The 445-nt window shown below is 29.7% G+C and carries 1 protein-coding gene; it reads left to right on the plus strand.

Annotated features, from left to right (window positions below; translation table 11 throughout):
* Positions 1–445, plus strand: a 445-nt coding sequence (locus K0039_RS21450; protein WP_228106908.1) for a sigma 54-interacting transcriptional regulator, incomplete at both ends; no start/stop codon positions are given.

Consider the following 445-nt stretch of genomic DNA (forward strand, 5'->3'; position numbering starts at 1 on the left):
GAACGACATTGATAAAAGTTGATAATAGTACTTATGGAGTTTTAGGAATAATACAAGATATAACCAAGCTACAAAACTTAGAAAGAAAAATAAGATATGACTTGAATCAAAAAGGTCTTTATGCTAGATATACTTTTGATGATTTTTTATTTAAAGATAAATTAACTAAAGAATTTATTGAAGAAGCCAAAAAAATTGGAAAAAGTGATTATACAACTTTACTTTATGGAGAAAGTGGGTCAGGTAAAGAAATTATAGCCCATAGTATACACAATATAAGTAAAAGAAAAGATAGACCCTTTGTTGCCATAAACTGTGCTACTATAGCAGAAAATTTACTTGAAAGTGAACTTTTTGGATACGAAGAAGGTGCATTTACTGGTGCTAGAAAGGGTGGAAAAAGAGGATTGTTTGAACTTGCTCATGGAGGTACTCTTTTTCTAGA

It is taken from the genome of Terrisporobacter mayombei (assembly GCF_020748465.1).
GTDB lineage: Bacteria > Bacillota > Clostridia > Peptostreptococcales > Peptostreptococcaceae > Terrisporobacter > Terrisporobacter mayombei.